The organism is Sporofaciens sp. St.21A7, from assembly GCF_059728535.1.
This window is the reverse complement of record NZ_BAAGFN010000001.1, coordinates 3,110,146-3,136,444: the sequence shown is the minus strand read 5'-3', so window position 1 is coordinate 3,136,444 and position 26,299 is coordinate 3,110,146. Positions and strand designations below refer to the sequence as shown.

The following is a 26,299-nucleotide window of genomic DNA, read 5'->3' as shown; positions in this document are numbered from 1 at the left end:
CTATTTTGTTTCTCTTTGCTTGGTGTGGGATAAGTCTGTATGGGACTGGGCTAATGGGTGGTGAATTGTTTTGATGTTGGTGTGATTAAAATCTGGTTGATTGGCAAGGGATAATTTTAATTGAGAATGATTATCAATTATTAAATTTGTTGTTCGGTAATTTGGGGAGAGGAGAGGTGAAAGAACATATATGGTGCTTATTTTATCATATGAGAAATATGTGTCGTGGATTATAGAAATATTTAATTGTTGGTTCAAGTTTATTGTGATAAAATGTAAAAACTAAAATGATATAGAGGAAAAGGATATTGTATTATGAAAAAATTTACAAAAGAAGCAACTATTGAAAATGTCTTGGAATCAATTAAAGAAAATACTTATGATAGAACAAAACATATTATAGATTTTATTGAAGCATTAGATATGATAGAAGGAAATATGTTTATTAGTCTCGATGCGAAATGGGGAGCAGGGAAAACCTTTTATGTAAGGCAAATCGAACAGACTTTAAACTATCTGACTAGAAAAGCTAAATGTATGGATATAGAAGAAAATATTGAGATGGCTTTTTCTCAAAATCCATTGGCAAACATAAAATTAGATTATACTTATCTGCCAGTATATTATAATGCATGGTTATACGATAATCATGATGACCCTTTGATGTCACTTATTATGATTATAGTAAAAGAATGTGGAGTATATTGTGATACAAAATTAAGTCCTGGATCTTTAAGTGATAAAGTTGCATCGTTATTAGATTTCTCTCTTATGACGTTAAATAATTTTCAATTTGGAGGTAACTTCCAAAGTATTAAAGAAAAGTTTCAAGGAAGGGATATTTTATCTTTAGTAAAAACAACTGAGGAGATACGTGAGAAAGTAAAAGAAATTTTTAATGATATAATTAATGAAAATACTGATAAGCTAATTATTTTTATTGATGAATTAGATCGGTGTAAACCTAGTTTTGCTATAGAAATGTTGGAAAGGATTAAACATTTTTTTGATGATGATAGAATAATTTTTATTGCATCTATTAATCGAAGTCAACTGGTACATACAATTTCTAAGTATTACGGTGAGAAATTTGATTCGACAGGATATTTAGATAAATTTTTTGATAGAAATGTTTATTTACCTGAAATTGATATGAGATTTAATAATGTTCTTCAATTTCCAGATACACAATATTTTCTTGAGCATATTACTGAGGAATTAAATAATTATTATCAATTATCATTAAGGGAAAATTTGCGCTTTTATCAGTGCATATCAAATGTTTCTAAATATTCACTTATTGGAGATGATGTGAGCGGAGGCATTGTTCTTTCAGCTTTTGTGCCGATTATTATTATTTTGAATATTAAGGATGAAGAGATTAAGAATAAATTTTTATGTGGAGATGATAGTATACTAGATGATTTATTTCAAAATATTCCTAGTACATTGAATAATTAATAACTGGCCTAATTAGCATTTGATTTTATGCCAGCTTTAACGGCTTCATCCTGACTTATTTCATCCATTTTATAAGTCCAATGGTATACAACTGGCTCCCTGTTGACCTCTTCAAAATACAGGTATATGCGGTCAGCGAGTTCCTCCTTTGATTTGACTCGAATTCCTTTTAACATCTGCTTTGTCATCTTGCTAAAGAAACTTTCTATCATGTTTAACCATGATCCATGCGTGGGCGTAAATACAAAGATAAATCGTCCCTCCGGACACGTTGCAAGATAGTTTTTTGTCTCCTTGGACTTGTGGGCAGAATGGTTATCGCATATGATACGTATCACATCCCCTTCTGGATATTTATTGTCCAGTTTCTTCAACAGATTGATAAAATCTGAACTTTTATGACTCTCGCTGACCAGTGGAATTGCTTCCCCAGTCAGCAGATCAATTCCTGCCAATAAGGAAAGAGTCCCTAAACGCTTATATTCCGCGTCACGGTAAACACATCCTGTATCCGCTGTTGGACGCAGGTCATCCCCGGTCGTTGCAATCGCCTGTATTCCGGGTTTTTCATCACAAGAAACTGTATGGACAACAATCCCATCTTCTGGGACGATTATGCTACCATCTTCATTAAACTGTAAGGATATTTGCTTATATACCAAAAGTACATCATGCATTTTCTGTTCAAATTCAGGGTCACGTTTTTCACAGTAATACTTGATTTTGAAAGGTTTGATTTCCGACTTGCGCAATATCTTTTGAACCATAGGTTTTGTGATCGTGGCAAGCCGGGGAAAGCCCACCTCTTGTGCATTTTTCTGAATATGCTGATGCAGGTTTTTCAGAGTCCAAAGTTCCTGGGAATAGCCAAGATCAGCTGGACGTTGGCAGGCCAAATCCACGATCCATGCCACAGCATCATCTGTAATTTCAATTGGATGACCAGGACGTGGTCTATCATATAAAGCAAGATCAACACCGCCTTCTTTAAACTTTTTAAGGCATAACTTAACGGTATTCACGTTAACATCTATGCGCTGTGCTATTGCGGCATTTGACTCACCTTGTGTTTTGTATATCAATATTTTTGCTCGGTCAACAATCTGAGCCTGTATTGTTCTGCATCTACACAGAGATTGGAGATATTCATAATCTTCCTGTTCAATATCTAATATATTTGCGTGTGCCATAATCAACATTCCTTCCTATATTAAATAATTTGATTATAACACTCATATATATATTTGGCTAGTTATTTAATTTATGATGTACTAGTTTATATCAAATGGCATGTAAGTTTGGGAAAATTAATAGAGGATTATCAAAAGAGAATTTTAAGGAAGGTTATAATAAAATAAAAGAATTTTATAATTATGCGTTTGGTATTAAAAAAAGGCAGTTGTATAGAGGGGAATTAAATATTCCTAATTTTAAGGAAATTTGTATGAAAATTTGTAATGGATTTTAACGTTATCTTTCATGTGACCACACTCAACGAAAATAAGCCATTTCCAACTCCTATAACCGCAGAAAACCTACGAAATCTAAGCATTTCTGATAGGGATCATATGGAAAACATTTCCACTTGAAAGAAAAGGTTAGTTCATGAGGGTTTGTCAAGTAAAATGTGTAAGTTTATATTTTTTCCTTACCGGCAGTTTTCAGAGCTGCCGGTTTTGTATGCCAGAATCAATACTGTTCATACTTAAGAATGCGTGCCTGCATCTTGTCATCCATGGCCAACTGGTTGCGAACCAATGCCCAGTTGGCTACAGGGCGGCCATTCCATTTTTTATACAGTTCCACAATCCGCAGGTAGAATGCCTTGCATACATGGACAACACCTTGTCCTCGATCCCACTTACATCTTTTGTCCGTTTGGGGATTGCCTTTGGTTTGAAGCTGCCCTCCCTGTCCCTGGGGACGGAAACATCCATCTTCCCATACGCAGTATTGACAGACTTATGGGAATAACCATTACGCCTGTTCGTGGTATTCTTTTCCCCGCGCTCGTTGCTGCCATATCCCAGATGGGAGTCCATCTCCCCCTGGAGCATGGACTCAAACATGGGGCCGAAGATGTCTTTGATGGCATCCTGCATCTCTTCCCTTGTCTGTGGCTGGTATTCCTCCATGATTGCCTGTGCGATTGCGGCCCCTCTTGTGTTCTGTTTGTTCCTTCGTGCCATTAGTGCTGTACCCATCCTTTTCTTCATCCTTTCTTTGAGTGTAGCACACTTTATACAGAAAAATAAAGTGCGCAGTTAGATTTGTTGTATTTCTAACTTACACACTTTATTTTACACTCCCAGTCATGAAGCAACAATAAAATGACTAACCTTTTCTATTCTTCAAATTTATCTTCAACTCCGACTCCTCAATTATCTCCAATACAAATTTCTCAGGATTATCTTTGATATTGTACCTAAATCCATTCTGAATATCTTGCGTATAAGAAATCTTAAAGCTGCTATTTCCACTCCTACAGGAAGATTCATTCAAATAGACCGTTACATACAATCCATTCGGATATCCATTAATGTCATACGAAAACAGAATCCCCTTTAACGAATTATCTATTATCATCTGAATAACTTCCCTGGAAAATTCCTCTTTGTCTTGAATAAATATCCTATGTGACACAATGGAGACATCTTGTACATATCCGTTCTTAAAACTCTCGATTGTACTGCTATATCCTTCTATCTGAGGTTCATTATCATCAGTAGGTACAGACTCATCTAAAGAAAATTGAGTTAGCAGAGCAAAACGGGGAGTAGGGTTCGATTTATCTTTGACTCCATTTTCCCATTGAAAACAAACCAGAATGCTGATAAATATAGAGAAAACCAATAGAGTTATCCATTTCTTTTTCATATACATACCTCACGAAAGCTATATTTTATACTTACAAATCTCAGAATATCATATTTCCTGCCATTTTGGAATCAATTTTCCTGCTATTTTGGATAGAATTTTATAGGGACGGTGAATTATGGAAAGAATAAACCAACGGACAAACCACATAGTAGGAATAAATATCAAAAGATTAAGATTAGAAAAAGGACTAAAAAATAAGGAAATTGTCGAACAGCTTCAATTACATGGAGTGGATATATCTACAGGTACTTACAGTAAGATTGAAACTGGTAGAAATAATCCGAGTGTGGATCTGTTAATTGCATTGACAGATATATTATCATGCAGTTACGATTCATTTTTCCAAAAGTAATGTTCTCTATTATTATGTGCATGAATGTCAAAAATTATTATCCTGCTATTTTGGAATCACTTTTCCTTCTATTTTAGATATTGTTTTTATAGAGGTGATAGTATGGAAAGGATTAATCAACGGACAAATCATTTGGTGGGAAAGAATATAAAAAGATTAAGGTTAGAGAAAGGTTTAAGGAATATAGATATTGTAACGAAATTACAGGTAGAGGGTGTTGAAATCTCCACAGGTACATATAGCAAAGTAGAAATGGGATTGAATAATCCGAGTGTAGACTTGCTTATAGCTTTAACTAAGATTTTTTCATGTGATTTCAATGCATTTTTCCAAGGATATGATAAATGAGTTGTATTCCATATCCAAGTACCTTATAATAATAACCAAGATCGGAGGTGCAACGGATGAACGTAGTAAGAAAAGAAGAGACTTATAAAGGAACCTATACAATAGATGATATATACGATCTGCCAGATGGTGAGAGGGCAGAATTGATTGACGGGCAGATATATTTTATGGCACCACCAAGTACAAGACATCAGAGGATTGTAAGTAAATTAAATCAAAAGATTGCAAACTATATTGATGTCCATGGTGGAGATTGCGAAGTATTTCCTTCCCCATTTGCAGTATTCTTGAATAATGATGATGTCAATTATGTAGAACCCGACATTTCTGTTATTTGTGATTCGTCAAAACTGGATGATAAGGGGTGTCATGGTGCGCCTGATTGGATTATTGAAATAGTGTCTCCAAGCAGCAAACGGATAGACTATCTGATAAAACTTTTTAAATATAGGAATGCGGGTGTTAAAGAATACTGGATTGTTGATGCTCAGAAGAATCGAATTACAGTGTATAATTTTGTGTATGACACTATAGAAGAGTATTCTTTTGAGGAAGATATACCTGTCGGAATTTATGAGGATTTTTCTATTAGGATTTCATGAGGGTATTTGAATATTTGAAACTTCTGAATTTTTCTTGAAAAGTCCATCATAATAGTTTATAATCAGTGTAGAGGTAATAGAGATATTGGAACGTCCCTATTACCCTAGACGGAAACTTATGCAAAAGTTTTACCAGTTACACAAGCTATCCCCTATTGCCGTAGAGGATAGCTTTTTTCTGTCTATTTACGGCTGTTATGATTATCTATGTATGTCAAAGCAGCGAATACCACTAAGAACAATGTTAAAATTTCTAACGTATTCATGATAACCCCCTTTCCGTTTCCGAAAAGGGCAACCAAGGAACTATCCCCATACTGTCTACACTGATTACTAAAATCTTATCATATTTGGTGGCAAAATTCTAGTAGTGAATGAAGAAATTGGGGTATTCCTGATGTTTTTTGTCGAGATTGTGTTATTTGCGTCAGTTTTTGTTTGGTTGTGTGTTTATATATTTATATAATAAAGAGGTTGTTGTTTATAAATAGAAAGGTTATAATTTAGAGTAATTTATGGATGAATATATTTTATTAAAACAAGAAATAAACTATCATATGGAAAAATTGCATGATATAAGTAATATGATGTATGTTTCTTCTGTTGCAATTTGGGTTTTAATACATGATATGAATAATGCTTTTTTATACCTATTACCACTTATAGTAATTATACCATCTTATCTTAATTCATTAAGACATACTTTGTCTATGTATATAATAGCTTCTTATTTAAAAACTTTCCTTGAAGGAAAAGAATTTAATTGGCAAAGAAGATATGATAAATTTATGAATAGAGCTAATTTTAGGATTAAAAGAGTGATTATGGTTGATTATTCTTATTTTCTAATGTTAGCAGCATGTTTTGGAATGTGTTTTTATAATTTAGAACCTGCTGACAATCTTAATTTAGTAAAAGCTATTTTATTTTTCGTAATCCTTATTTGCATAGCAACTATTATTACCAGTAATAAAAAAATAGATACTATATGGGATAGCGTAAAAAGAGATGAATTCAATCAAAACATTCTCAAATAATAAGTTTAAAAGATGAAATAATTTTAATATATATAATTATTTCATATAAATTAGCAAAATATATACGGCTGCAATGAGATATTAAGCAAGTTTCTTACCATTTAATATTAATAATAAGACTACCAAAATGTTACAAATCATAGTTCTAAGGTTATCATAAATAAATGCAAGCACTTTTTGTGATAACTTACGAACTATGACAATTAGCATGGCGGTAGTTTTATTTTTTCTCTAATTTTCCAACGAAACCCAAACAAACATTCGATTTTTGCTTGACAAGAACATATATTCGATATATAATAACCATCAAGGAAATACAAAAGACCTCTCCTCAAACGGTGCGCCAACACCATCGGACAGGTCTTATACACATAAGCGCAGAAACGCTCACTTGTATTATCACATAATTTTATCTGATTTTCAAGCGGTTCAAGCGTTTCTGCAAAAATTTCCATAGAAATAGTTACTTTTCACACCCACGCCAGTAATAGGCTTTTTAGAAAGTGTTGGTAAATGTGCTGAAATTAAAAAAAATTTTATCCACAGTAAATGATACATTTGAGGACAAAATGTTATTAACATTTTGTCCTCAGATATTTCTTGTGGATAACATTTCCTCTTTTCTGTTTTTCGTCTTAAACCCCCCTTCTCACATCTCTTTCTGCGTGGTTTAATATCCATTTGTCTTGAAAAATCAACAATTTATCCCTGGCAAAATGACGAATGCCAGATTTCATTCATTCGCTTTTTTTCCAGGTTTCTGCTATACTTTTTTTATTACAAGTGCGGAGGCAGCAATGAGTAAAGAAACATCACTTATAAAAAAATATGAATTACAGATTTCTAAATTGGAGAATGCTCTTAAAGAAGCAGAAAATGTAATCCGAATCCAGGAAAAATGTATTCGGACTTCGGAAGAGCTTCTTGAACAGAAAGAAGAATATATTTCCATGCTGACATTACAACTGGAAGAGACAATAGAATTAAGCAGAACGATGGCACAGGTATTAGATTCCCGCCCTAATTCATCAAAGGAGATTACAGATGAATCCATTTGAATATACAAGTGCATTACAGTACAAAGTGAAATCACTGGCACAGCAGATCGCCGAATTTAAATCCGGCGAGAGATACCAAAAATTAGAAGAAGAATATAAGAGTATTATTCGGAAACTTGAAAAAAATATCCGGGAATTAAAACAAGAATTAGCACAGGCACGTAAGGAGATCCGGTCTGTCCGTAATCAATGGATGGAAGCAAATGATGATCTTTACCACGAATGCCAAAAAGAACTTGACAGGAAAGACCGTCTCATTGCAAAGCTCAAAAAAGAGAATCTGGAAGTTGTTCGCCAGAGAGATGAAGCATTAGATAAATGCCGTGATATAAGACAGGAATTCTACAGGGTAGGGGCTGAACTGGAGGAAGAAAAAGGCCTGAACCAAAAACTGACTGCGCAGGTCAATATGGATTTTGAGAATTCATCCATCCCCTCTTCCCAGCAGAAACCCGGCAGGAAAAAAATCCCGAACAGCCGGGTAAAAACTGACCGGAAACCGGGCGGACAGCCAGGCCATGCCGGACACCGCAGGAAGCTCCATGCCGTAACAGAGACACATGAAATCCCTGCACCTGCAAAATACCTGGATAAAGAGAATTATTATGAGACGGGAAAAATCATTCGGAAACAGAAAGTGGTCATCCAGATGTCTGTAGCGGTCATGGAATATACGACAAAGGAATACCGTGACAAAAGAACCGGAGCCCGTGTACATGCTCCATTTCCAGAAGGATATATCAATGAAGTGAACTATGACGGGACGGTGAAGGCACTTGCCTTTCTCCTGAGCAATGAATGCAACGTATCCCATGGAAAAATAAGAAAGCTAATCTCAGAATTGACAAAAGGCGAGATCGAACTGTCCGACGGCATGATCAATGGTCTTACCAGGGAATTTTCAGCGAAAACAGCGGAAGAGAAAAAAGAGATTATAAAGAAACTAATGCAGTCTCCGGTCATGAATGCAGATTTTACAAACGCATCTGTAAATGGGCACAGTGCGCAGGTCCTTATACTTGCATCCCCGATTGCAGATGTGGCACTTTATATAGGCAGGGAGAAAAAAGGGCATAAAGGAATAGAAGGAACGCCGCTGGAGAATTATGTTGGGATTGTCTTGCATGACCATGACAAGACATTTTACCATTATGGAACAAAACATCAGGAGTGTACCCAGCATGACTGCCGCTATCTGATCGGCAGCGAGCAGAATGAGCCGCAGCTGGAATGGAACAAGGAGATGCACGGATTGTTCCAGGAGATGCTGCATTACCGAAATGGGTTGGGGGAGAAAGAACTTGATCCGATAATTGTTGAGGGATTCGAGAAAAGGTATGACGAAATCCTGAACAAGGCGGAGAAAGAATATCAGGATGAGCCGCCGACGGAGTATTATAGGGAAGGGTATAATCTATTTCTCCGGTTAAGGGAATATAAAGAAAGCGAATTATTGTTCCTGCATGACAAACGGGTTCCAGCCAATAATTCCCTATGTGAAAGATTGGCAAGAGTCTATAAACGAAAACAGAAGCAGGCAATTACTCTGCGGAGCCAAGAAAGTTTAAACGATATTTGTAATGGCTTAAGCATAGTCTATTTGTTACGCTCACAAAATGTAGATGTATATCAGAAGATATCAGAAATATATGAACGGAAACGCCCGCCCAAAATAAAACAGGAAAAGGTTGTTGCTAAAGCTTAACGCCAAAGCAGCAACCTTTTTTATTATACAGATGGCGTGGGTGTGAAATGTAACTAGAAATAACTACCATACTGAATGTGACGTTCCATTTATCATAATGGAACATTCATTAATATACTCTTTTTTAGACGTAGAGGGAGAAGTCTATTGTAGAAGAAAGAATGATCCAGCTAAGGATAGAAAGGCGTTGGCTACTTATGTTGAGTTGAAAGGATATAAACATGGAGAAATTGGCAACGGTAGAAAGCAAAAAGACCATAATGGACTCTTTGCTAAAGCAACATTAGATGAAATAGCAAAAGAACTTAATATGTCTACCACAAATTTAAAACGTGCTTTGCGTATAGAGCGTAATTTTACAGAATCTATGAAAGAATTATTAGATACAGGTGAAATCACAAAAACTCTCGCTGCTGATACAATAGCCTCTCTTTTAGAAGATGAACAAGAAGAATTGTTGAAAAAGTTAGATATTGCACAAAAAATTACAAAAAGAGAAGTACAACAGTATATTGATAGGATCAAGCAACTTAATCAAATCAAAAAAGAGAATGATATTTATGAAAGCACATTAAAAATTTCACAAGGAGGACTCCGATGAAAGAAAAATGGAGAAGTAGTAAAAGAGTGGTAAGTGGATCATTTCTTTTATTAAGGAAGAAAGTAGTTCCTGATGTAGAAGAATATGATACATCCTAATTTAAAAGGCTGAAAAGCCTATAATTTTTTAAATTTGGGTGAATTGATAAGTAACTGATAATCAACCAAAAACAAATGGAAAGATAATAGAAAGCGAGGTGATATGTATGCAAATTGACAAGGTTCAGTTAGTAATACTGTCTATTTTAACAGATTCGGGAGCCGTTACTCCAGGAATGGGGATGACTCTAAAGGAAATTGCAAAAGAATTGAATGATAATTCTGACCATAACTATTCCCAAACAACTGTCAATAGAAAAGTGTGGGCGTTACGTGATGCAGAATATGTGACAAGTAAATTAAAAGTAAATAAAGCTGATATGTTTTATATTACATCAAAAGGAAAAACAATGAAGGAGGTACTTTTTAATGGAGAACAATAAGTTAAAGGAAGATATTAGGTTTTTGGCAGTTGGAGCTGCTGGTGCAAATGTAACACAGATGCTTGAGAAAAAAGATTACAAGACATATTATGTAAATCTGGCACAACAGGATTTGGATTTAATCAGTAGTCCCAATAAATTGCACGTTAAAAACGGTGAAGGGGCATCAAAGAACCGTGATAAGGCGAAAGAAGTATTGTCAGAATCCATAGATGAAGTTTTAGAGACTTTGGATAATCAGATTACAGAGAAGTATGTATTTACAGTATTCTCTCTTGGTGGCGGTACTGGTAGCGGATGTGGGCCATTTTTATCGTCAGTTATTGCAGAGAATCCAGAAAAGAAAGTTGGGCTTGTAATAATTTTGCCATCAATGGAAGAATCTTTACAAGCAAGGATAAATGCATATGAAGCATTATCCGAAATTATACCGCTTAAAAATACCCTTGGATCAATCTTTATTCTTGACAACAATAAGAGGAAAGACAAGTTGTCTATTAATAGAAGTTTTGCGTTGCTTTTTGATTCCTTCATTAATATTGGTGATGTTCCAAGTTCAATTCATGGTGTAATCGACATTGCCGAACAGAAAACGTTACTTGAAACATCTGGTGTTGCAATGATTCATAAAGTGGCACAGAATGAACAGTCTAATTTACTTGCTACTGTCAATGATGGTATTTATGCAACAATTGAACCAAACAAGAAGATAAAATACATTGGTTTATCGCAACCAGAAGCGAAAGAAGATAAAGGAACTATTGAAATAAGTTCTGTGATTGATGTTGTCGGACAGCCTATTGATACTTACATGGGATATGGAAATACAGAGACAGTATTGTATTTGGGAGGTACGTCATTTCCTAAGACTTATATCAATAATTTAGCGGAATCCATCAAGTCAGAACAAGCTAAAGCAGAGAAGGTTATGGAAGATGATGATATTTCTATGGATGAAGGTATTAACTTCCTTGCCAAGAAGAAAACAGTTGTTGAAGAACCACCTAAAAAGCAAATGTCTTTGAGAGAGCGTTTATTGGCAAGTAAAAATAAGAGTAGTAGTCAATAAATATGGATTGTGCGGTAAATATGTCGCCTATACCATAAAATTTTGAATTGATTTTGTAATGATTATGAATTGATAGAGTAATGATTAGGAATTTATAAAGTATGGATAAGTTACAAATATGTCATTCATATATCGGTGAAATAGAATGAATAAATAATCTATGATGTAATTTTGGAGGATTGATTATGGAATTAAACAGATTGGAATTTAACATTTTAAAATGTTTATATGATAGCGGTTGTACAGATCCATATCATTCAATAACCATTACTGAATTATTGGAGAAGAATGAAGTATCAGATAAACGCATGACATTGTACAAAAAGCTAAACAAACTGACAAAAGCAAAATATGTGAGAAAAGGAATTACTGATAACCATGCCGATACATTTTTCCTTTTGGATAAAGCTCTTAAGATAATTGAAGGAGGTGGATTTACTGTCGCTATCCAACAAACGGCGAATAACTCTTGCATACCATATGATAGTAATTCAGTAAGAACCAAACTTACTGACATTATAGATCAAGGCTTGATGCTAAAGGCGATTGCCGTAAATGTTGGTATAGATGTGAATGATTTGTCCAGATTCAAAGGTGGAATGGAATGTTTAAAGCAATCGGATGTAGAAGTACTATCTGAATACTTAAATGAAGTGCATATTCCACAGTGGAAAACGGTTATTAAAGGAAAAAAGCAAATGACTATGAGAGAACGTATATTGGCAAGTACAAATAGGAGTATTGAAAAGAAAAAATCTACAGGAGATTTGCTATTTATGTAGTAACAATTTGTAGAAGTAAATAATGAGTGGATATAAAGCAATATCCCAATATCCACTCACAAAAATAAAAACCAAAGGAGCTTAAAGGAAATGATGAACACAACAGAATCAACAGAAGTAAGAGAAGTAACTGTAAGAGAGTTAGTAGCTGCATTTGATGGGAAATATGTCAATGTCTCTCCACTGGATCACTATGGAATTGCCATAGAAATTCACAAAGGAACCATTGAATTTGAAGATGATCTGAAACCAGAGTTATATCTTGTATCCAGAGACGATGAAGACAGAGTGACAGCTTCTATATGCATTGATGAGGATTCCATTGAAAGCATTGAGGAATATGGTGGTACATATACGCTTAATTTCGCTTTCTGTATGACAAGCATTGAAATTTCAGAATACAAGACGGTTGAAGAAATCAGAAAACAGTATGATAAATGCTAAATAAAGATGATTTGGACGAAATAATTTAACAAATGTAGAAGTATATTACAAGGCAGTATCCCATATAAATGCTGCCTGTCATATAAAAAAACAATATTTACACAAAGAAAAGGAGAACAAAATTATGAAAGCAATAGTAAAATTTTTCAACAAATCTAAGGGTTGGGGGTTCTTATCATCAAGTGAAAAGGATTATTTTGTCCACTATACAGGAATCAAAATGGATGGTTTCCGTTATCTGGATGAAAATGACATTGTGGATTTTGAAGTTGGAACGCTTGAGGACGGCAGAGAAATAGCGGTCAATGTCATGCCTATTCTTACTATGCAGATGGTAAAAGACGCTCTGAAAGATGAAAATCTGTATATAAAAACGATAAAGGATTCCCATGGAGCCAAGAAGTATCTGGTAGTGGACAGGAAAGGTGTGATCCAGTCAGATTCAGATGAACGAGGTATGACGTTCATGGAGTTGGTTGCATATGCAGGTTTTTCTACAAGCGAAGAAGTAGCATAAGATTTCTTCACGTTTGGAGAAGTAGCTATATAGAAGTAGATGAGAGTTGGTGAAAGCTGACTCTCTACAATATGAGTATCAAAAATATGGAGGACAAACAGAATGAAGTTAGAAGAATTTTTAGTAGCATTATCAAAGCACAACAAAACAAAAAGAGGTTTTCAGATTCATTTAAACACCGGAAATCTCGATGAAGAGACAAGCAGTAAGCATATGGACATTGAATTCAGCGATTTATATTTCTCAAACTGTGAGTTATTGAAAACTACGCCATTGCTTTGTTTCGGAAACGCTGGAAGGAATCCGATTGGACAATCAGAAGACGGGAAACCTCTTTATCCGTGTGAAGCCAACAGTTCCATGTACATAGATTTGTCAAAGATTGAAGCAGTTGAGAATGTACAGGACTTTGCAGATTGGTTTGAATTTCCTTCTGAAAAAGTAATCAATCTTTATATGTTCCCAGAAGATGATTATTTAGATGGAAACAGGAATGTAGTTTCAATCGGATTTATGGCTTAGGACATGCATTAAAGTATAAGACAGTTGATTCCATGGAATGATATTTTGGGCGGTATATCTCATAAAAGGTATATCGCCTTTAGAGAATATCTTGAGGAAAAGAACAAATGGGACTTTAGCAATGATGAAATTGAGGAATGGTGTGGATATTTCAACCAATTCTTTGATGGTGAAGAGAACTTGACAGCTTCAATTAGAAACAGGATTTCGGAGCTATTGGAGAAGATATAGGCATGTAAGAAGGTTTTGCAGAAAAAGTGTGAGTAAAAGGAGAATAAGATTATGGGATTTGATTTAACATTTGAAAAAATTGTTTATATTTGAAGAAGACTGGTGGAAAGTGAGAAGTTTATGAAAAGAATTAAAGATATTATTAAGAAAAATGAAGGTTTAAATTTTATTGTACATGTTCAAAATCAACAAGAATTAGTGGATCTTATTGATATTTTAGAAGAACTTAATTTTGAGGCGACTTTGCCATATGAATTAATGGATTATAAGGATTTGAGAGATTATATGATGTCATGTGGAGAAGAATGGCAGTATGATGTTTGTTTTAGGATAAGTGAATGTAAAGGTATTGCCTATAATCCTTCTGTTGAACATTTTAGAAGATGGTATAACGACATTTTGGAAATACGAAATGGAGAGATAATTTTTAATGAAAGAGATGATTACACAGAAGAGACTGCTAAAATTGAAGCAAGAAAAATCTGGAAAGAGATAAACAAAGAAAATGATGGATTAGTTAATACTTTGGCTATATTTGGATTCTCTAAAAAATTAAGTAAAGAAGAAATTATAAAATGGCTTATGAAATAGAAGCAGAGCCAGTAGGGTGTACAAGCTGTCAATGTGAAAGACGTGTAAAAAGTGCAAAAGTTTGAAAAGGAGAATAAGATTATGGGATTGGTAAATTTAAAAGATGAGATAGGAGGAATGAAGTAATGAAATATCCTAAATATGGTGTATGGTGTAAGCAAAATGTAATTGAAACAGTAAGAGGACAGAAGATTAAGGAAACAAAGAAATGTCTGGAGGAACTTATTTTTAATTCAGATAGTGAATTGTATGAAAATGGTGTATTTGACTATGATGTGCCAGGTATTCTATGGATTATTAATGGTGATCTAGAAAATCTAAAAAATTCATTGTTTTCGGCAGTACAGCATGAATTTGATGAAAAATATTTCCAAATGGCTCAGAAAATAAATCCACAAATGGATATGAAAGCTATAAGGAATGATGGTGGCGATAGTTTAAAGATGTTATTTGCAACTTTAGAAAATATTACAATGGATGAGTTAAAATGTGCAGTTATGTATGCTTATGATTGTGGAACAGAAAAGGAAGAATATTAGTTTATATTTACTAGATGATTTAAAAGTGCAAACAAAAAACATATAAATAAAAGTTAAAAAGAATATTGGAGGAATAGGATATTACGAGTAATACAGATAAGAAAAATTTTATTGTTTATAATCAACGAATGGCTGGTTATTTAATGCAGAGAGGATTTGTCCTCATTGATATGCAACCAGATTTAAAAAAGACTGGTAGAAATGTATTTTTTTTCAAAGACACACCACAGTTAAAATCGGCAATAGACGAATATTTGAGCCGATAGATGGAGGGTGTGCCAATGGGAAAAACAGAATTAACATATGAAGATTTTGAAACTTATTTGCCAGAAAGTTATGAATTTGATGCAAAGCAGATTGAGTTTTATAAAATGGTTTTTGATATTCTCATACATAACAAAGACACTTCAAAAGTTACTTGTTTTGGTGGCAGGCCAGGCATAGGGAAATCTACCCTTATTAAAACATTTATGCATTGCTGTATTGGTGATTATTTCTATGGCAGACGACATGAACCTCTTGGGCTAGTAGTTATTACAGATTCGATTAGAAGATTGGAGGAGTTGTCTAATGGGAGGAGAGATAGGGAAGAAGCCGCTAAATGTTGGGGAGAGATATTTGAAACTTTTGGGATTGAAGATCATTATAAGGAATTTGAAAAATGTGTTATTGTTTTGCGTTCAAATACGTCTGTGTCATTTGAGAAACAGTTATCAGAACAATATTATAAGCCTATTGTTTTACTTTCAACACAAAGGTATTTTATGCTTAGTGAACAGGTAAGAGAGCAACTTTTCAGGTTTAATTATAATAACAAGCCTTTGAAGAGAAGCATAGTCATTTTTGATGAATGCCCATATTTTTCAGAGACAGTTACAATAAACAGCAAAAATTTGACAGATATAGAATCTGCTCTTTATGAAGGATTATCTGATGAAGTAAAAAACAAAAAGTTTGCTATCAGAGAATTTAAGATATTTAAGGATAGGTTGCTCAGCCAGATGGATGAAAAAGAAGATTCAACTAAAGACAATGTAACTTTATATTGGAAAGATGAAAGATACCCTACCATAACTCTGAACGACACATTATTTTTTGAAGTTGTTGAGAAAAATAGGGAATCCCTGACACAACAATATAATGCAATATTAAAAGATTTGCAGTATTTAAGGGAAATTGCAGAAAATGGAGCCATATTTAATTTCATAAAAAAGAAGAAAAGCGATAAATATGAGCGTTCAATTATATTAGTTAGGGATAACAGGGAATCTTTTTATTTAGGACAGGATAAAAAATTTTTTGTCTTTGATGCAACATGTGATATTGATCCACGTTATGATTTGGACTATGTAGAAATTATAAGCGGAGAAAAATATAATAAACCGCTTAAAATGACTATAACGAATGTAAAAATGGCAACAAGCAAGAATGTATTATGCAATGGAAAGAAACATTCATTTTTAACGACAAATTCTATTTCAAACTATTTGAAAAATAAGATACATCATGGTATTGGGAAACAAAGGAAGATTTTAATAGTAACATACAGCAATTTATTCCAGCGTTTCAGTAAAGAATTTGATTATGTTGGATATTTTGGAAACCTTAAAGGTTTTAATGACTTTAAGGATTTCTGCAAGATGGCACATATCGGTATGAATCGATACCCACCAACTGCATATTTTTATATCTATTGTGGTTGCAATATGGATATTTACCATAAGTTAAGGGATATGACAGAAGAGGAATCTAAGAATTTTTTTAAAAACATTAATTCAAATTCAAGCCAATACCAAAATATCCTTGATACTGTAATGCTAAAATGTATGCTTGCCGATTTTGAACAGAATATTTTCAGACTTGCAATAAGAAACTATGGAAATACAGATGATGTACATATATGGACATTTTATAATAACGGTTCCGATGTGTATAAAGCATTATCTTCTATGATAGAAGACAGGTATAAGCCGTATGGAGTAGTCTTCGAGTATGAGGATTCCCCAGAGGAATTGCAGATAGAGAAGATAAAAGACAGAAAGCCGCCAGAGGGTAAAAAGATGACTAATGCACAGAAAGTTATAGAGTGGAGAGATCACCAGACTAAAGGAAAAGAATTTAAAATCAAAGAATTATTAAAAGATACTGGATTGACTTATGATTCATTTAAAAAAGTATTAAAAAATAATCCGATTTTAAAGAAAGAATTTGATCTTATGAAGACAAGTAAAAAAGGTTATTACGAAATTAATTAAATATGTTTTGGGGAAGGTTTCTTAATAGAATATATTAGGAAATCTACCCCATTATTAAAGGCTGATAGGAGAAAATTAGATGAAAAAAGAAAAAATTTTATATATTTATAGTGATAAGAAGTATTTTGAATCAAATATAATTGATTGGTATGAAACATTTAAAAGTACATTGTCAGAAGATGAAAATATAAACAGAGATAAGAATAAAATAGAAACTTCATATGCAATAATTGATTTTGTGCGTAGAAAGCCATTGTTTACAAAAAAGTATGATTTCGTTCTTAATGCAGATAGACAAGATGATGATGCTAAATTATTTGCATTAGGAATAGGGAAGGATTATTAAAAAATAGTGAAAAATGCGGATTCGCTCCCAAATAAATTATCTGCTTACACAAACATATCATTATTGGACAGACTGACATATTGCGAGCCGCCGCTTTTTGGCGGTGAGTAATGTGGCAGGATGCTCCAATAATAATCACGGACTAAATTCAGAAAAGGACAGCTCTGCTGGACTTTGAGGAATTTAGGCTGTGTCTACCGTCGGAGACAAACAGAAGGAGAAGGATAGTTTATGACAAAACAGGACAAAGAAAATTTGCAGAATAAAAAATTTACAGATACATTATTGATTTCATGTTTGGCAGCTTGTGAAAATGTAATTAGTAAAAAGGCTTATCTTGAAAAGAAATGAAGTGGTTATTATGTAGTTTCGGATCAGACAGCCGGAGACATGTATCTTCAAGAACGTTTAGAATGGATGGGATATAGAGAAAAATTACGTTCTTTATTATTGCCTATATATTCTATGAAAATGATTATTCAGATGACTAAAAGCTGTAAAGATAAAGCAACACAAAAAGAAGTGAAAAAAGTGATTAGTTTGATTGAAAAAGATGATTATAAGTTAGTGTAGTCTCTGACAGTAGGCATTTCGCTTGCTGAAAAGCGCAAGCTCATGATTTTGCTCACAAGCATAGCTTGTTCGCAATTATAGATTTTTTGGATGAAATACTTTAAAAGGATGGTGGACGTAATAAACAGAGTAATATGTAAAACACCTATGACTGTAGATTATTTTACAGAAGATGGACTTATAAAGCAGATCGGATTAACAAAAGAATATTGGAACAAGGTCATTATAAAGGAAATTATTGATAATGCCCTTGATGCTATTGAACCATTAAATAGTAAACAAATATATATTGTCCAAGATGTGTCCTCTATGGGGATATATGATAATGGTAATGGCCTTAGTTGTGATACTGTAAAAAGCATTTATGATTTTAAATTCTATATAAGCCAGAATCGTGTATATGTGACAGCTTCAAGGGGCAAACAGGGAAATGGACTGAAAACAATAATTAGCATCTGCTTTCTTAAAAAGTATCGTCTTTTATGGCATACAAATGAAGGTGTCATACTGGAGGGCACCATAGACCCAGAAAGGGTGAAGGATGGGGAAATATGTGTTGAATTTAAAGAAATAGGAATTACCCAGAAAAGAGGTATAGAAATATGCAGATATGACTTACATCAATCATCTTTTTATAAAAATTATGTATATTTCTATTCTGTCTGTAATCCAGATGTATCTTTTCATCTTGATTATTTAGGTACAGAATTCCATAATCCTGCGACAACAGAATGCGTTGATAAATCACAAAATATATCATTGGCTTATTATGATTTTGATACATTCAAGCAGTTCATAACAAAAACCCAGGATGGAAATACTACCTATAAAAAATTTCTGGAAGAATATTTTGGTACAAGGATAAAGAATAAAAGTAGGATCAAATCAAAAATTAAAGATATAGATTTTAGTGATCAGGAATTTATCAATGATTTTCTTATGCTAAAAGAGGATCAACAGACTAAAAAATATACATTATTAAAAAAACAACTAATAGGATTAAGTAATGTATTGAATACATCTATTGAGATAGAGGACAGTAATTCTCTGATAGGTAAAAACGATATGATTATTCCATGTATTGTAGAGTTTTCCGTAAGGAAAGATACATTTAAAGGAGATGCAAATAGAAAAGAAGCAGATATTGAATGCTACATCAATAATTCCATTACATACAACAATAGTTGGAGCATAGGATTTGATGGTGGGTGGTACAAAATAGGAAACAAGTCTGTATATGTAAGGGATTTAGATGATCTATTAAAAGATATGTCCAATTTTTCATTTGTGTTCCATATTGTTTCGCCATATCTTAAATTTACAGATGCAGGGAAAACAAGGATTGACATAACATGCTTTTTTAATGAATTACTAGAAAAGCTCAATAAGGCCATAGCAAAGGAAAACCGTATTTTTAGTTCTGATAATAAGAGGACTAATAACAGAGCCGTTATGAGGGATTATATAACGGATGCTTTCAATATGGCAAGTGACAATGGAAGATATGCGATTACTGCACGACAAATATGGTATAAAATGCGTGAGATTTCAGGCGTAGAAGAGAAGAAACATACATATGCAGACTTTACACAAGAAATCTTAACAGAATGGATTGACGATAATCCAGAATATGAAGATAAGGTCAATTTTAGTGATAGGGGGAACTTTTTTGTGAATGGTTCTCAAAATGGCTTAGGGACTGCAAATGTAAGAAGTTTTATTAATTCGATTGGAACATCCCAAAATATCTTTAGATGCTATGGAGGAATTAGCAGTAATATCCATATAGATCCAGATTTTGACTTGATTTATAAATATGACAAAGTGCTGTATATTGAAAAAACAGGTTTTGATGCAATCTTTAAAGCTGAGAAGATTGGCGAAAAATATAATATGATTATTGTATCTGGACAGGGGTTCTCTACAAGGGCGGCCAAAATGTTATTATATAAGTTTCAGCAAATGGGGTTGAAGTTATATTGTTTACATGATTTGGATGTGTCAGGAATATATATTTTGGAATCTTTTGGCACTCCAAACAAAAAGTTTAAAGAGAGCATTTATATGGAAAATCTTGGCGTTACTTTGCCAGATGTGGAAAAGTATCATATAGAACCCGAAAAAGTAGAAATTAAAAGGGAAGATAAGAAAAAATTAAATAATTTATCTTATGAGTACAGGAGATTTTTTGATGCAGGTACATTTTATAGGCGTGTAGAACTTAATGCGTTCACGACAGGACAGATATTGGAAATGCTGGAAGATAAATTATCATGTGTTAATAATTTGCCTACCATAAATTTAGAAGACTCACTGAATATAGATCATAAGGCGGTTAGAGAAACGGCATTTATGCGGATAATGGCAGATAAATACAGGGAACAACTGGAGAAGATCCATATACCGATTGATTTATCTTCTTTTAAAGGTAAATATACGGTAGATATGGCAAAGAAAGAGATCCCAGATATTGAGGAACAATTAATAGAACGATATGAAAGGGAGATTATGCAAAAACTTAACATTTCATAAGAGGTAGAACTTGTTAGACATATATTTTAAAATGTTAAGTTTTTTCAAAAGATGATAATAGTAGGAGGGGAACGGATATTAACAATACAAAAATCAAATATTTAAAAGTAATTGATAAAATTTATGAGATAACAAGAATCTCATTTTTCTATATGGAAATCGAAGCTTCAGAAACGGATCTGACTATTGATGATGTGCCAGAGTGTGAGGTGTGGGATTTGGAAGAATTTAAGAATTATAAAGTGAAGTTGATTAATGGTAGTGGTAAGGCTGAGATTGTGGATTTTGAAAAATTCAGAAAGGGAAAAAACGGTAGAAAAGATGTCAGATAATTTTTTGGATCATGCTATTGATTCATGGTTAGAATATAATAAAAGGTTTCAAACTAAGGAAGAAATGAATAATCATTTAAGAGATAGGATGATAAGGTTTATAAAAGAAACCAAAACAACACAAAGAGAGATTGCAAGACGAACAAGAATTAATGAAAGTGTAATATCACAATGGAAACATAATAAAGATATAGGATTTAATGATAACAATAAATTACTACATGGAGTAGATGTAGGAAGTTTAAATATGTATTTGATGAATAAGAGGTTTTAGTATTTGTCTCTGCAATGGTTTTCCCCAATGAAACTGTACTTTCAAGTCATAGAAAAACTGTCATATGTGTTAGGGGTATTTTGCATAATGAAGATTATATTCTGAAAAAATATGATTGGAAGGTAAATTTATCCATGTGCATGATTTCAATGTGTCCTGTGATTGGCTTTGGGGAATAGAGTATAAGGAATGGGATTAGAGTGGGATTTTTTGAATGGATATGAAAAAATGGATTACTGTTTATGTCGTTTGAATAGTTGATTTTGTGGAATGAGTGGACTTTGATAATTGAATATAGATGGATGGTATGATATGATATAAAATAAAAAAAGTATTTTTACAAAGGAATAATAATATGGATTGGAAAGAAGAATTTAGAAATGCATTGTTGGATATGACACAAAATCCGCCAGATGTAAGAAAAATAGTGAAACCTCATATACCGAAAAAACTTTTTAAATATGGTAGTTTTCAAAGCGAATATTGGAAACAGACTATATACAAAGCAGAAATCTTTCTTTCTCCAGCAAAGGTATTTAATGATCCATTTGATTGTAGAGCGAATTTTAATTATGAGAAGGCTATTGCGGTAGGAAAATTTAGAGATGAGTTGATTAAACAATATGGAAAAAGTTGGACTGAAAAATTACCTGAAGACATCGTAGAAAAAGTAATAGAAGGAATGCGTGAAGATGTATTTGTATTCTGCTTTTCAGAAGTTTGGAATTCACTTTTAATGTGGGCGCACTATGCTAATAACTATAATGGATATTGTATAGAATATGATATGGGACAAGTAAGAGATTATTTAATACATAATTTGTATCCAGTATTATATGAAAAAGACTATATAGATATAACTAATAATTTGATTAATACTAATCAAAATACAGGTCTTATATGTAATTTAGCAAAAGCAGAAGAATGGAGTTATGAAAAAGAATGGAGAATAGTAGAATATCAAAAAAATAAATATTACTTTCGGAAGGCATTGAAGGTTATATATTTAGGCATGAATTGTGTGAAGAAGGATAGAGATGATGTTATAAAATGGGCAGAAGCAAATAAAAAGGAAGTGTATTTGATAAAAACAGCAAAATTAAAGTATGAATTAGAAGCAGAAAGAATAGTATAATTTATAAATACCAGCCATCAGAGAAAAATAAAACGATGGTTGGTATTTTTTATTATAACAAATGAATATTGAATATAAAAGCTCATCATATCTAATGGTATGGTGATTTTTATGTTAGAAGAAGTCAGGCTAAGTTTTTTAGTTGTAGCTTTATTGAACATATAATGGTATATTTTGATACATTTTATGATATTAAAAGTGAATAAATAAGTACAAGCACATATTCAGAGCCGATAGATCAGATTCTATTCTATTTGGCTCTGAAAGTTGCTGGGAAGAAATAGAGAGGGAATGGAGGGATTGTTATAAAAGAAAATGAAATTGCAAAAGCAAGAAGATATATGATGTTTAACTTATCAGTTTTTGATTGTTTGGCTAAGGAAGAACGGGAAATATATAATCAATACAGGGCAATCAATAAATCGGATGAAAAACAGAAAACAAAAGAAGAACTTTTAAATAGTGTTAGTAGTTATCCTGATGTTAGGGAAATCGCCAAAAAGTCATTGTTTTATAAAAATAATGAGCCTATTATAAGTAAACTTATTGCAGGATTTGAAAATGAATGTGTCCGTTTATCAGAATCATTAGTCTATGATGAAAAAAATCCGAAAGAAATTCCATTGATAAAAGAGATTATAATATTGGACTGTCCAGGTACATCAGAAAAAGATGAACATAGTTGGCATGAGATACTTTTAAAACAGTTGATTGATAAAGGCGTATTGATTAATGGAGAAAAATATAAGGTGTATTCATCATCTGCTAACCAAATGAAAAAACGGCAGGTCTGTTTAATGCAAGAGGATTTCTTAAAAAATAACCAAAAACGGTTAATGTGTGGGCTGACTTTAGAAATTATAAATCAAAATGGTGGATGTAATACAGGAAAGTATTTAGCATATACATCATTGATTTTTTCAAAGAGTGTGGAACCATCCATTGATATTGATATAAATGAAATTCTTGTCTTGCCGGAGTTTGAGACTGATGTAATTGAAAGAGTAAATTACTTAGATATGGAGTCCCATACAATCGAGGAAAGGACAATGCCAGTTCCCATAAATCATATGGATGGTGCAGGAATATTTCTTCCAGGGGTATTCCCACAGAGCTGTCAGATTCGAGGGGGATGGATAAAAGGAGCAGTATTTCCATTCAATTTCCGGCAGTTTATTATAGAGAAACAAGAAAAAGGCATTGCGAAAGACATAATTAAGGATGTATGGGGAAATGAGATTTCAGTTAATTATATCAGGGACAAAATTAAGATGATTTTAAATGGCAGTCAGTTAAAAATGTGGAAATTTTATAAATCGTGGGAGGATTATAAGGAAGCATTTGAAGGCAATGGATTAAAGATTTGCATTAATAATACGATGCATTATCCCAATAATGAAGATCCTATTGTCTTGTCCGCATATCAGTTCTATCAGACGATCCCAAGAGAAAATGTGACAGATGAAAAGATTAAGGATTTGTCAAAATTGACGATTGAAAAAATTAATGACGCTAAAATCAATCCTGATACTGCCCTTGAGATTATGGGGGCAGATATGGATGAAATAGATGGCCTTGATCCGTTCTATGCGTCAATCAAAGCATATCCCCAGATGTTACAGGATTCATTTGTCAGAAAACGGATTGATAAAAAAATCCAATCTGAACGTAAAAAAGCTATGTCAGGAAGGCCATATATTAAAGGATACTACAATTACATTTGCCCAGATCTCTATGCCGCATGTGAATATTGGTTCTGCGGTACGGAAGAACCAGAAGGACTCATACCAAAGAATCATATATATAATGCGTTATATTGTGAAAAAGAAGATGTGACGGAAGTATGTTGTCTAAGGAGTCCACATTTATCAGACTGCGAGCATGGAATACGTTTGTTGGAGAAATCAGATGAATGTAAAAAATGGTTCATTGGTATGGATACAGTAATCAGCACACATGATTTATTGACAAAGATTCTGCAATGCGATGTAGATGGTGATGAATTGCTCCTAACACCAGATAGAGCATTTATTGATTTATTAGATAGAAAAAAGCTGCCACTTTATTACGAAATGAAAAAGGCAGAACCGTCGGAAGTAAATGACCAGAATATATATGACTGCCTAATGCGCAGCTTTAAAAATGAAAGGATAGGCGATATCTCGAATGTCATGACAAAATATTTGAACATGGCATATGAGATAGACGTTGATTTTGTCCGTATATTGACAGCATATAATAATTTCTGCATAGATAATCCCAAGTCCCAATACATGCCTTCTTTGGGAAAATATCAGGGAATGTATCATGAGTGGCTGGAAAGGGAGTATCCATATTTTTTTAAATATGCAAAGGATAAAAGAACTGATAAGTGCTGTGATAACAAAAAAATCAATAACCGAAGTAATGTTAATCGTATAAGCAAATATATAGGGGATAATACCAAAAGTAATAAGGGAAATATCTGGGTAAATCCAGTTGACGGCAAAGACTTCAATCCTGTATATTTCCAAGATGTTGATTTTAAAGTTGACCGTTCTTCTGATACATATAAAGCATTACGGGATAAACTGATGAAATTAAAGATAAAGGATACCGAGAAGTTTAGAAAAAGACTTAGGGAAAAGTACAACGCTAGTAAACAAAGTAAGAATTTGGGCTATGATGTTTATTATTTTCATTGTTATTCTATTTTGAAAAATGTAGTAAAGGAAAAATATGATATTAGTGAGAAAATTGGGTTCCGTAGAAAGACGGCCTTGTATCTTATAGATATTGAATATTTTCAAGAAGAAAATAGGGATTCCGACAAATCTATCCTTTGGAGTTGTTTTGGAGATATCTTATATGAAAATCTGTTATATAATTTAAGGCATAAACCAGAAAAACTTTTTCAAGTCAAAAGAAATGCCTATAAAAAGTCAGAAGAAAAAGAAAATATGATCAATGACATGGTTAGAGCAGTACAAAAAGAAATGTTGGATGAATATACGGTTCCGATTATGGATTATGAATATTCTTGGATAAGCAATCTTTCATGTAGAAAGGGATGTGAGACTGACCGCTATTTATTATATCTTTTGCTGGTTCTTTATAAAAGAAAGAAAAAATATTTGGATGGGCTGGAAGACCAGGAATCTATTACAGATGATAACCGCAATCACTTTAAGATTTATAATAATGCCCGCTATCAAAAAGTAACACGGACTACAATAGACCGTTGGATAGGAAGGACTATTACTAAGAAAGGATTAGAGAGATTTGTAAAAAAAGGTTTGATCAAAATAATATATGGTATGGATTATGATAAAATATATTTGTATTTACCTAAAAAATATTTTTTAGATAATGAAAATCCAGATTATCAACCTGAAGAATTGTTTTGGGTAAATGATAGTAATCCGCTGATTGATTATTATATGTATTCAAAAGAAGCGAAAGTAAAAACATGTGCCGTTTGCCAGAAAAAATTCATCGTAGTAGGCGGGAATTTTAAGACATGCAGTCCGAAATGTTCAAGGATAAATGAACTGAGAAACAAAAATAAGCAATAGTTATAGAACACATAGAATAATTGGGAGTTTTGATATAAATATGAGTGCTTAGAAAGCCTTTAAAATAGGGTGTTCTAA

Annotated in this window: 27 protein-coding genes and 2 pseudogenes; 26 read left to right on the top strand and 3 right to left on the bottom strand. The window is 33.1% G+C overall.

The annotated features are described in order from the left end of the window. The first annotated feature begins 315 nt into the window (after positions 1-315). Positions 316-1,461, top strand: a complete 1,146-nt coding sequence (locus AC6I3O_RS15450) for a KAP family P-loop NTPase fold protein (protein WP_497851663.1) — start codon at positions 316-318, stop codon at positions 1,459-1,461. Between the two features lie 8 nt (positions 1,462-1,469). On the opposite strand, the gene AC6I3O_RS15445 is transcribed toward AC6I3O_RS15450, so the two are convergent. The 3 genes and pseudogenes from AC6I3O_RS15445 to AC6I3O_RS15435 form a co-directional block, all read right to left on the bottom strand. Then, positions 1,470-2,651 (bottom strand): IS630 family transposase, encoded by a 1,182-nt coding sequence (locus AC6I3O_RS15445; RefSeq protein ID WP_304523360.1) that lies wholly within the window; start codon positions 2,649-2,651, stop codon positions 1,470-1,472. A 633-nt stretch (positions 2,652-3,284) separates the two neighbouring features. Further along, a pseudogene (locus AC6I3O_RS15440) lies at positions 3,285-3,650 on the bottom strand (transposase); the annotation flags it as partial. A gap of 145 nt (positions 3,651-3,795) precedes the next feature. Then, the gene (locus AC6I3O_RS15435) at positions 3,796-4,338 is read right to left on the bottom strand and encodes a hypothetical protein (RefSeq protein WP_497851662.1); all 543 of its coding nucleotides are present in this window, start codon (positions 4,336-4,338) and stop codon (positions 3,796-3,798) included. 118 nt (positions 4,339-4,456) lie between these two features. Here AC6I3O_RS15435 and AC6I3O_RS15430 point away from each other — a divergent pair, with 118 nt between their 5' ends. From AC6I3O_RS15430 to AC6I3O_RS15310, 25 genes and pseudogenes are all read left to right on the top strand, one after another. Next, positions 4,457-4,693, top strand: a complete 237-nt coding sequence (locus AC6I3O_RS15430) for a helix-turn-helix domain-containing protein (protein ID WP_497851661.1) — start codon at positions 4,457-4,459, stop codon at positions 4,691-4,693. Between the two features lie 102 nt (positions 4,694-4,795). Beyond that, a complete protein-coding gene (locus AC6I3O_RS15425; RefSeq protein ID WP_497851660.1) occupies positions 4,796-5,041 on the top strand; it encodes a helix-turn-helix domain-containing protein in 246 nt (81 codons plus the stop codon). A 56-nt stretch (positions 5,042-5,097) separates the two neighbouring features. Next, positions 5,098-5,643, top strand: a complete 546-nt coding sequence (locus AC6I3O_RS15420) for a Uma2 family endonuclease (RefSeq protein WP_497851659.1) — start codon at positions 5,098-5,100, stop codon at positions 5,641-5,643. A gap of 515 nt (positions 5,644-6,158) precedes the next feature. Beyond that, positions 6,159-6,680, top strand: coding sequence for a hypothetical protein (locus AC6I3O_RS15415; protein WP_497851658.1), 522 nt, complete (start codon positions 6,159-6,161; stop codon positions 6,678-6,680). Between the two features lie 797 nt (positions 6,681-7,477). Next, positions 7,478-7,738 carry a hypothetical protein gene (locus AC6I3O_RS15410; protein WP_305085201.1) on the top strand — a complete coding sequence of 87 codons (261 nt, stop codon included), beginning with the start codon at positions 7,478-7,480 and terminating at the stop codon, positions 7,736-7,738. Further along, on the top strand, positions 7,725-9,443 hold the full coding sequence (locus AC6I3O_RS15405) for an IS66 family transposase (protein ID WP_304523303.1): 1,719 nt from the start codon (positions 7,725-7,727) through the stop codon (positions 9,441-9,443). The genes AC6I3O_RS15410 and AC6I3O_RS15405 overlap by 14 nt, the downstream gene beginning before the upstream one ends. 187 nt (positions 9,444-9,630) lie before the next feature. Then, on the top strand, positions 9,631-10,044 hold the full coding sequence (locus AC6I3O_RS15400; protein WP_497851657.1) for a hypothetical protein: 414 nt from the start codon (positions 9,631-9,633) through the stop codon (positions 10,042-10,044). Positions 10,045-10,249: 205 nt separating this feature from the next. Beyond that, on the top strand, positions 10,250-10,525 hold the full coding sequence (locus tag AC6I3O_RS15395; protein WP_497851656.1) for a hypothetical protein: 276 nt from the start codon (positions 10,250-10,252) through the stop codon (positions 10,523-10,525). Then, entirely contained in the window at positions 10,512-11,594 is a 1,083-nt protein-coding gene (locus AC6I3O_RS15390) for an FtsZ/tubulin family protein (protein ID WP_497851655.1), read from the top strand. The genes AC6I3O_RS15395 and AC6I3O_RS15390 overlap by 14 nt, the downstream gene beginning before the upstream one ends. A 185-nt stretch (positions 11,595-11,779) precedes the next feature. After that, the gene (locus AC6I3O_RS15385) at positions 11,780-12,376 is read left to right on the top strand and encodes a hypothetical protein (RefSeq protein WP_497851654.1); all 597 of its coding nucleotides are present in this window, start codon (positions 11,780-11,782) and stop codon (positions 12,374-12,376) included. Between the two features lie 90 nt (positions 12,377-12,466). After that, entirely contained in the window at positions 12,467-12,820 is a 354-nt protein-coding gene (locus AC6I3O_RS15380; RefSeq protein ID WP_497851653.1) for a hypothetical protein, read from the top strand. 124 nt (positions 12,821-12,944) lie between these two features. Next, a pseudogene (locus AC6I3O_RS15375) lies at positions 12,945-13,130 on the top strand (cold-shock protein); the annotation flags it as partial. A 309-nt stretch (positions 13,131-13,439) separates the two neighbouring features. Next, complete coding sequence (locus tag AC6I3O_RS15370) at positions 13,440-13,859, top strand: hypothetical protein (protein WP_497851652.1); 420 nt, start codon at positions 13,440-13,442, stop codon at positions 13,857-13,859. A 45-nt stretch (positions 13,860-13,904) separates the two neighbouring features. Continuing rightward, positions 13,905-14,090, top strand: a complete 186-nt coding sequence (locus tag AC6I3O_RS15365; protein WP_497851651.1) for a hypothetical protein — start codon at positions 13,905-13,907, stop codon at positions 14,088-14,090. 120 nt (positions 14,091-14,210) lie between these two features. Continuing rightward, complete coding sequence (locus tag AC6I3O_RS15360) at positions 14,211-14,681, top strand: hypothetical protein (RefSeq protein WP_497851650.1); 471 nt, start codon at positions 14,211-14,213, stop codon at positions 14,679-14,681. Between the two features lie 125 nt (positions 14,682-14,806). Then, the gene (locus tag AC6I3O_RS15355; RefSeq protein WP_497851649.1) at positions 14,807-15,220 is read left to right on the top strand and encodes a hypothetical protein; all 414 of its coding nucleotides are present in this window, start codon (positions 14,807-14,809) and stop codon (positions 15,218-15,220) included. Positions 15,221-15,300: 80 nt separating this feature from the next. Beyond that, complete coding sequence (locus AC6I3O_RS15350) at positions 15,301-15,486, top strand: DUF5659 domain-containing protein (protein ID WP_497853491.1); 186 nt, start codon at positions 15,301-15,303, stop codon at positions 15,484-15,486. A 15-nt stretch (positions 15,487-15,501) separates the two neighbouring features. After that, on the top strand, positions 15,502-17,475 hold the full coding sequence (locus AC6I3O_RS15345) for a hypothetical protein (protein ID WP_497851648.1): 1,974 nt from the start codon (positions 15,502-15,504) through the stop codon (positions 17,473-17,475). A 79-nt stretch (positions 17,476-17,554) separates the two neighbouring features. Next, entirely contained in the window at positions 17,555-17,821 is a 267-nt protein-coding gene (locus AC6I3O_RS15340; RefSeq protein WP_497851647.1) for a hypothetical protein, read from the top strand. Positions 17,822-18,211: 390 nt separating this feature from the next. Beyond that, positions 18,212-18,394: a hypothetical protein gene (locus tag AC6I3O_RS15335; protein ID WP_497851646.1), complete on the top strand. Its 183-nt coding sequence runs from the start codon at positions 18,212-18,214 to the stop codon at positions 18,392-18,394. A gap of 147 nt (positions 18,395-18,541) precedes the next feature. Further along, positions 18,542-20,926, top strand: coding sequence for a hypothetical protein (locus AC6I3O_RS15330; protein WP_497851645.1), 2,385 nt, complete (start codon positions 18,542-18,544; stop codon positions 20,924-20,926). A gap of 152 nt (positions 20,927-21,078) precedes the next feature. Next, positions 21,079-21,258, top strand: a complete 180-nt coding sequence (locus AC6I3O_RS15325; RefSeq protein WP_497851644.1) for a hypothetical protein — start codon at positions 21,079-21,081, stop codon at positions 21,256-21,258. Next, the gene (locus AC6I3O_RS15320; RefSeq protein WP_497851643.1) at positions 21,212-21,532 is read left to right on the top strand and encodes a hypothetical protein; all 321 of its coding nucleotides are present in this window, start codon (positions 21,212-21,214) and stop codon (positions 21,530-21,532) included. The genes AC6I3O_RS15325 and AC6I3O_RS15320 overlap by 47 nt, the downstream gene beginning before the upstream one ends. 355 nt (positions 21,533-21,887) lie before the next feature. Beyond that, positions 21,888-22,667, top strand: coding sequence for a DUF2971 domain-containing protein (locus tag AC6I3O_RS15315; RefSeq protein WP_497851642.1), 780 nt, complete (start codon positions 21,888-21,890; stop codon positions 22,665-22,667). A 341-nt stretch (positions 22,668-23,008) separates the two neighbouring features. Continuing rightward, on the top strand, positions 23,009-26,221 hold the full coding sequence (locus AC6I3O_RS15310) for an RNA dependent RNA polymerase (RefSeq protein WP_497851641.1): 3,213 nt from the start codon (positions 23,009-23,011) through the stop codon (positions 26,219-26,221). Positions 26,222-26,299: the final 78 nt, after the last annotated feature.

Excerpts from the sequence above, each read along its gene's own strand:
- AC6I3O_RS15450 (WP_497851663.1), top strand. The coding sequence starts at position 316 with ATGAAAAAATTTACAAAAGAAGCAACTATTGAAAATGTCTTGGAATCA.
- AC6I3O_RS15445 (WP_304523360.1), bottom strand. The coding sequence starts at position 2,651 with ATGGCACACGCAAATATATTAGATATTGAACAGGAAGATTATGAATAT.
- AC6I3O_RS15435 (WP_497851662.1), bottom strand. The coding sequence starts at position 4,338 with ATGAAAAAGAAATGGATAACTCTATTGGTTTTCTCTATATTTATCAGC.
- AC6I3O_RS15430 (WP_497851661.1), top strand. The coding sequence starts at position 4,457 with ATGGAAAGAATAAACCAACGGACAAACCACATAGTAGGAATAAATATC.
- AC6I3O_RS15425 (WP_497851660.1), top strand. The coding sequence starts at position 4,796 with ATGGAAAGGATTAATCAACGGACAAATCATTTGGTGGGAAAGAATATA.
- AC6I3O_RS15420 (WP_497851659.1), top strand. The coding sequence starts at position 5,098 with ATGAACGTAGTAAGAAAAGAAGAGACTTATAAAGGAACCTATACAATA.
- AC6I3O_RS15415 (WP_497851658.1), top strand. The coding sequence starts at position 6,159 with ATGGATGAATATATTTTATTAAAACAAGAAATAAACTATCATATGGAA.
- AC6I3O_RS15410 (WP_305085201.1), top strand. The coding sequence starts at position 7,478 with ATGAGTAAAGAAACATCACTTATAAAAAAATATGAATTACAGATTTCT.
- AC6I3O_RS15405 (WP_304523303.1), top strand. The coding sequence starts at position 7,725 with ATGAATCCATTTGAATATACAAGTGCATTACAGTACAAAGTGAAATCA.
- AC6I3O_RS15395 (WP_497851656.1), top strand. The coding sequence starts at position 10,250 with ATGCAAATTGACAAGGTTCAGTTAGTAATACTGTCTATTTTAACAGAT.
- AC6I3O_RS15390 (WP_497851655.1), top strand. The coding sequence starts at position 10,512 with ATGGAGAACAATAAGTTAAAGGAAGATATTAGGTTTTTGGCAGTTGGA.
- AC6I3O_RS15385 (WP_497851654.1), top strand. The coding sequence starts at position 11,780 with ATGGAATTAAACAGATTGGAATTTAACATTTTAAAATGTTTATATGAT.
- AC6I3O_RS15380 (WP_497851653.1), top strand. The coding sequence starts at position 12,467 with ATGATGAACACAACAGAATCAACAGAAGTAAGAGAAGTAACTGTAAGA.
- AC6I3O_RS15370 (WP_497851652.1), top strand. The coding sequence starts at position 13,440 with ATGAAGTTAGAAGAATTTTTAGTAGCATTATCAAAGCACAACAAAACA.
- AC6I3O_RS15360 (WP_497851650.1), top strand. The coding sequence starts at position 14,211 with ATGAAAAGAATTAAAGATATTATTAAGAAAAATGAAGGTTTAAATTTT.
- AC6I3O_RS15355 (WP_497851649.1), top strand. The coding sequence starts at position 14,807 with ATGAAATATCCTAAATATGGTGTATGGTGTAAGCAAAATGTAATTGAA.
- AC6I3O_RS15345 (WP_497851648.1), top strand. The coding sequence starts at position 15,502 with ATGGGAAAAACAGAATTAACATATGAAGATTTTGAAACTTATTTGCCA.
- AC6I3O_RS15340 (WP_497851647.1), top strand. The coding sequence starts at position 17,555 with ATGAAAAAAGAAAAAATTTTATATATTTATAGTGATAAGAAGTATTTT.
- AC6I3O_RS15335 (WP_497851646.1), top strand. The coding sequence starts at position 18,212 with ATGTATCTTCAAGAACGTTTAGAATGGATGGGATATAGAGAAAAATTA.
- AC6I3O_RS15330 (WP_497851645.1), top strand. The coding sequence starts at position 18,542 with ATGACTGTAGATTATTTTACAGAAGATGGACTTATAAAGCAGATCGGA.
- AC6I3O_RS15325 (WP_497851644.1), top strand. The coding sequence starts at position 21,079 with ATGGAAATCGAAGCTTCAGAAACGGATCTGACTATTGATGATGTGCCA.
- AC6I3O_RS15315 (WP_497851642.1), top strand. The coding sequence starts at position 21,888 with ATGGATTGGAAAGAAGAATTTAGAAATGCATTGTTGGATATGACACAA.
- AC6I3O_RS15310 (WP_497851641.1), top strand. The coding sequence starts at position 23,009 with ATGATGTTTAACTTATCAGTTTTTGATTGTTTGGCTAAGGAAGAACGG.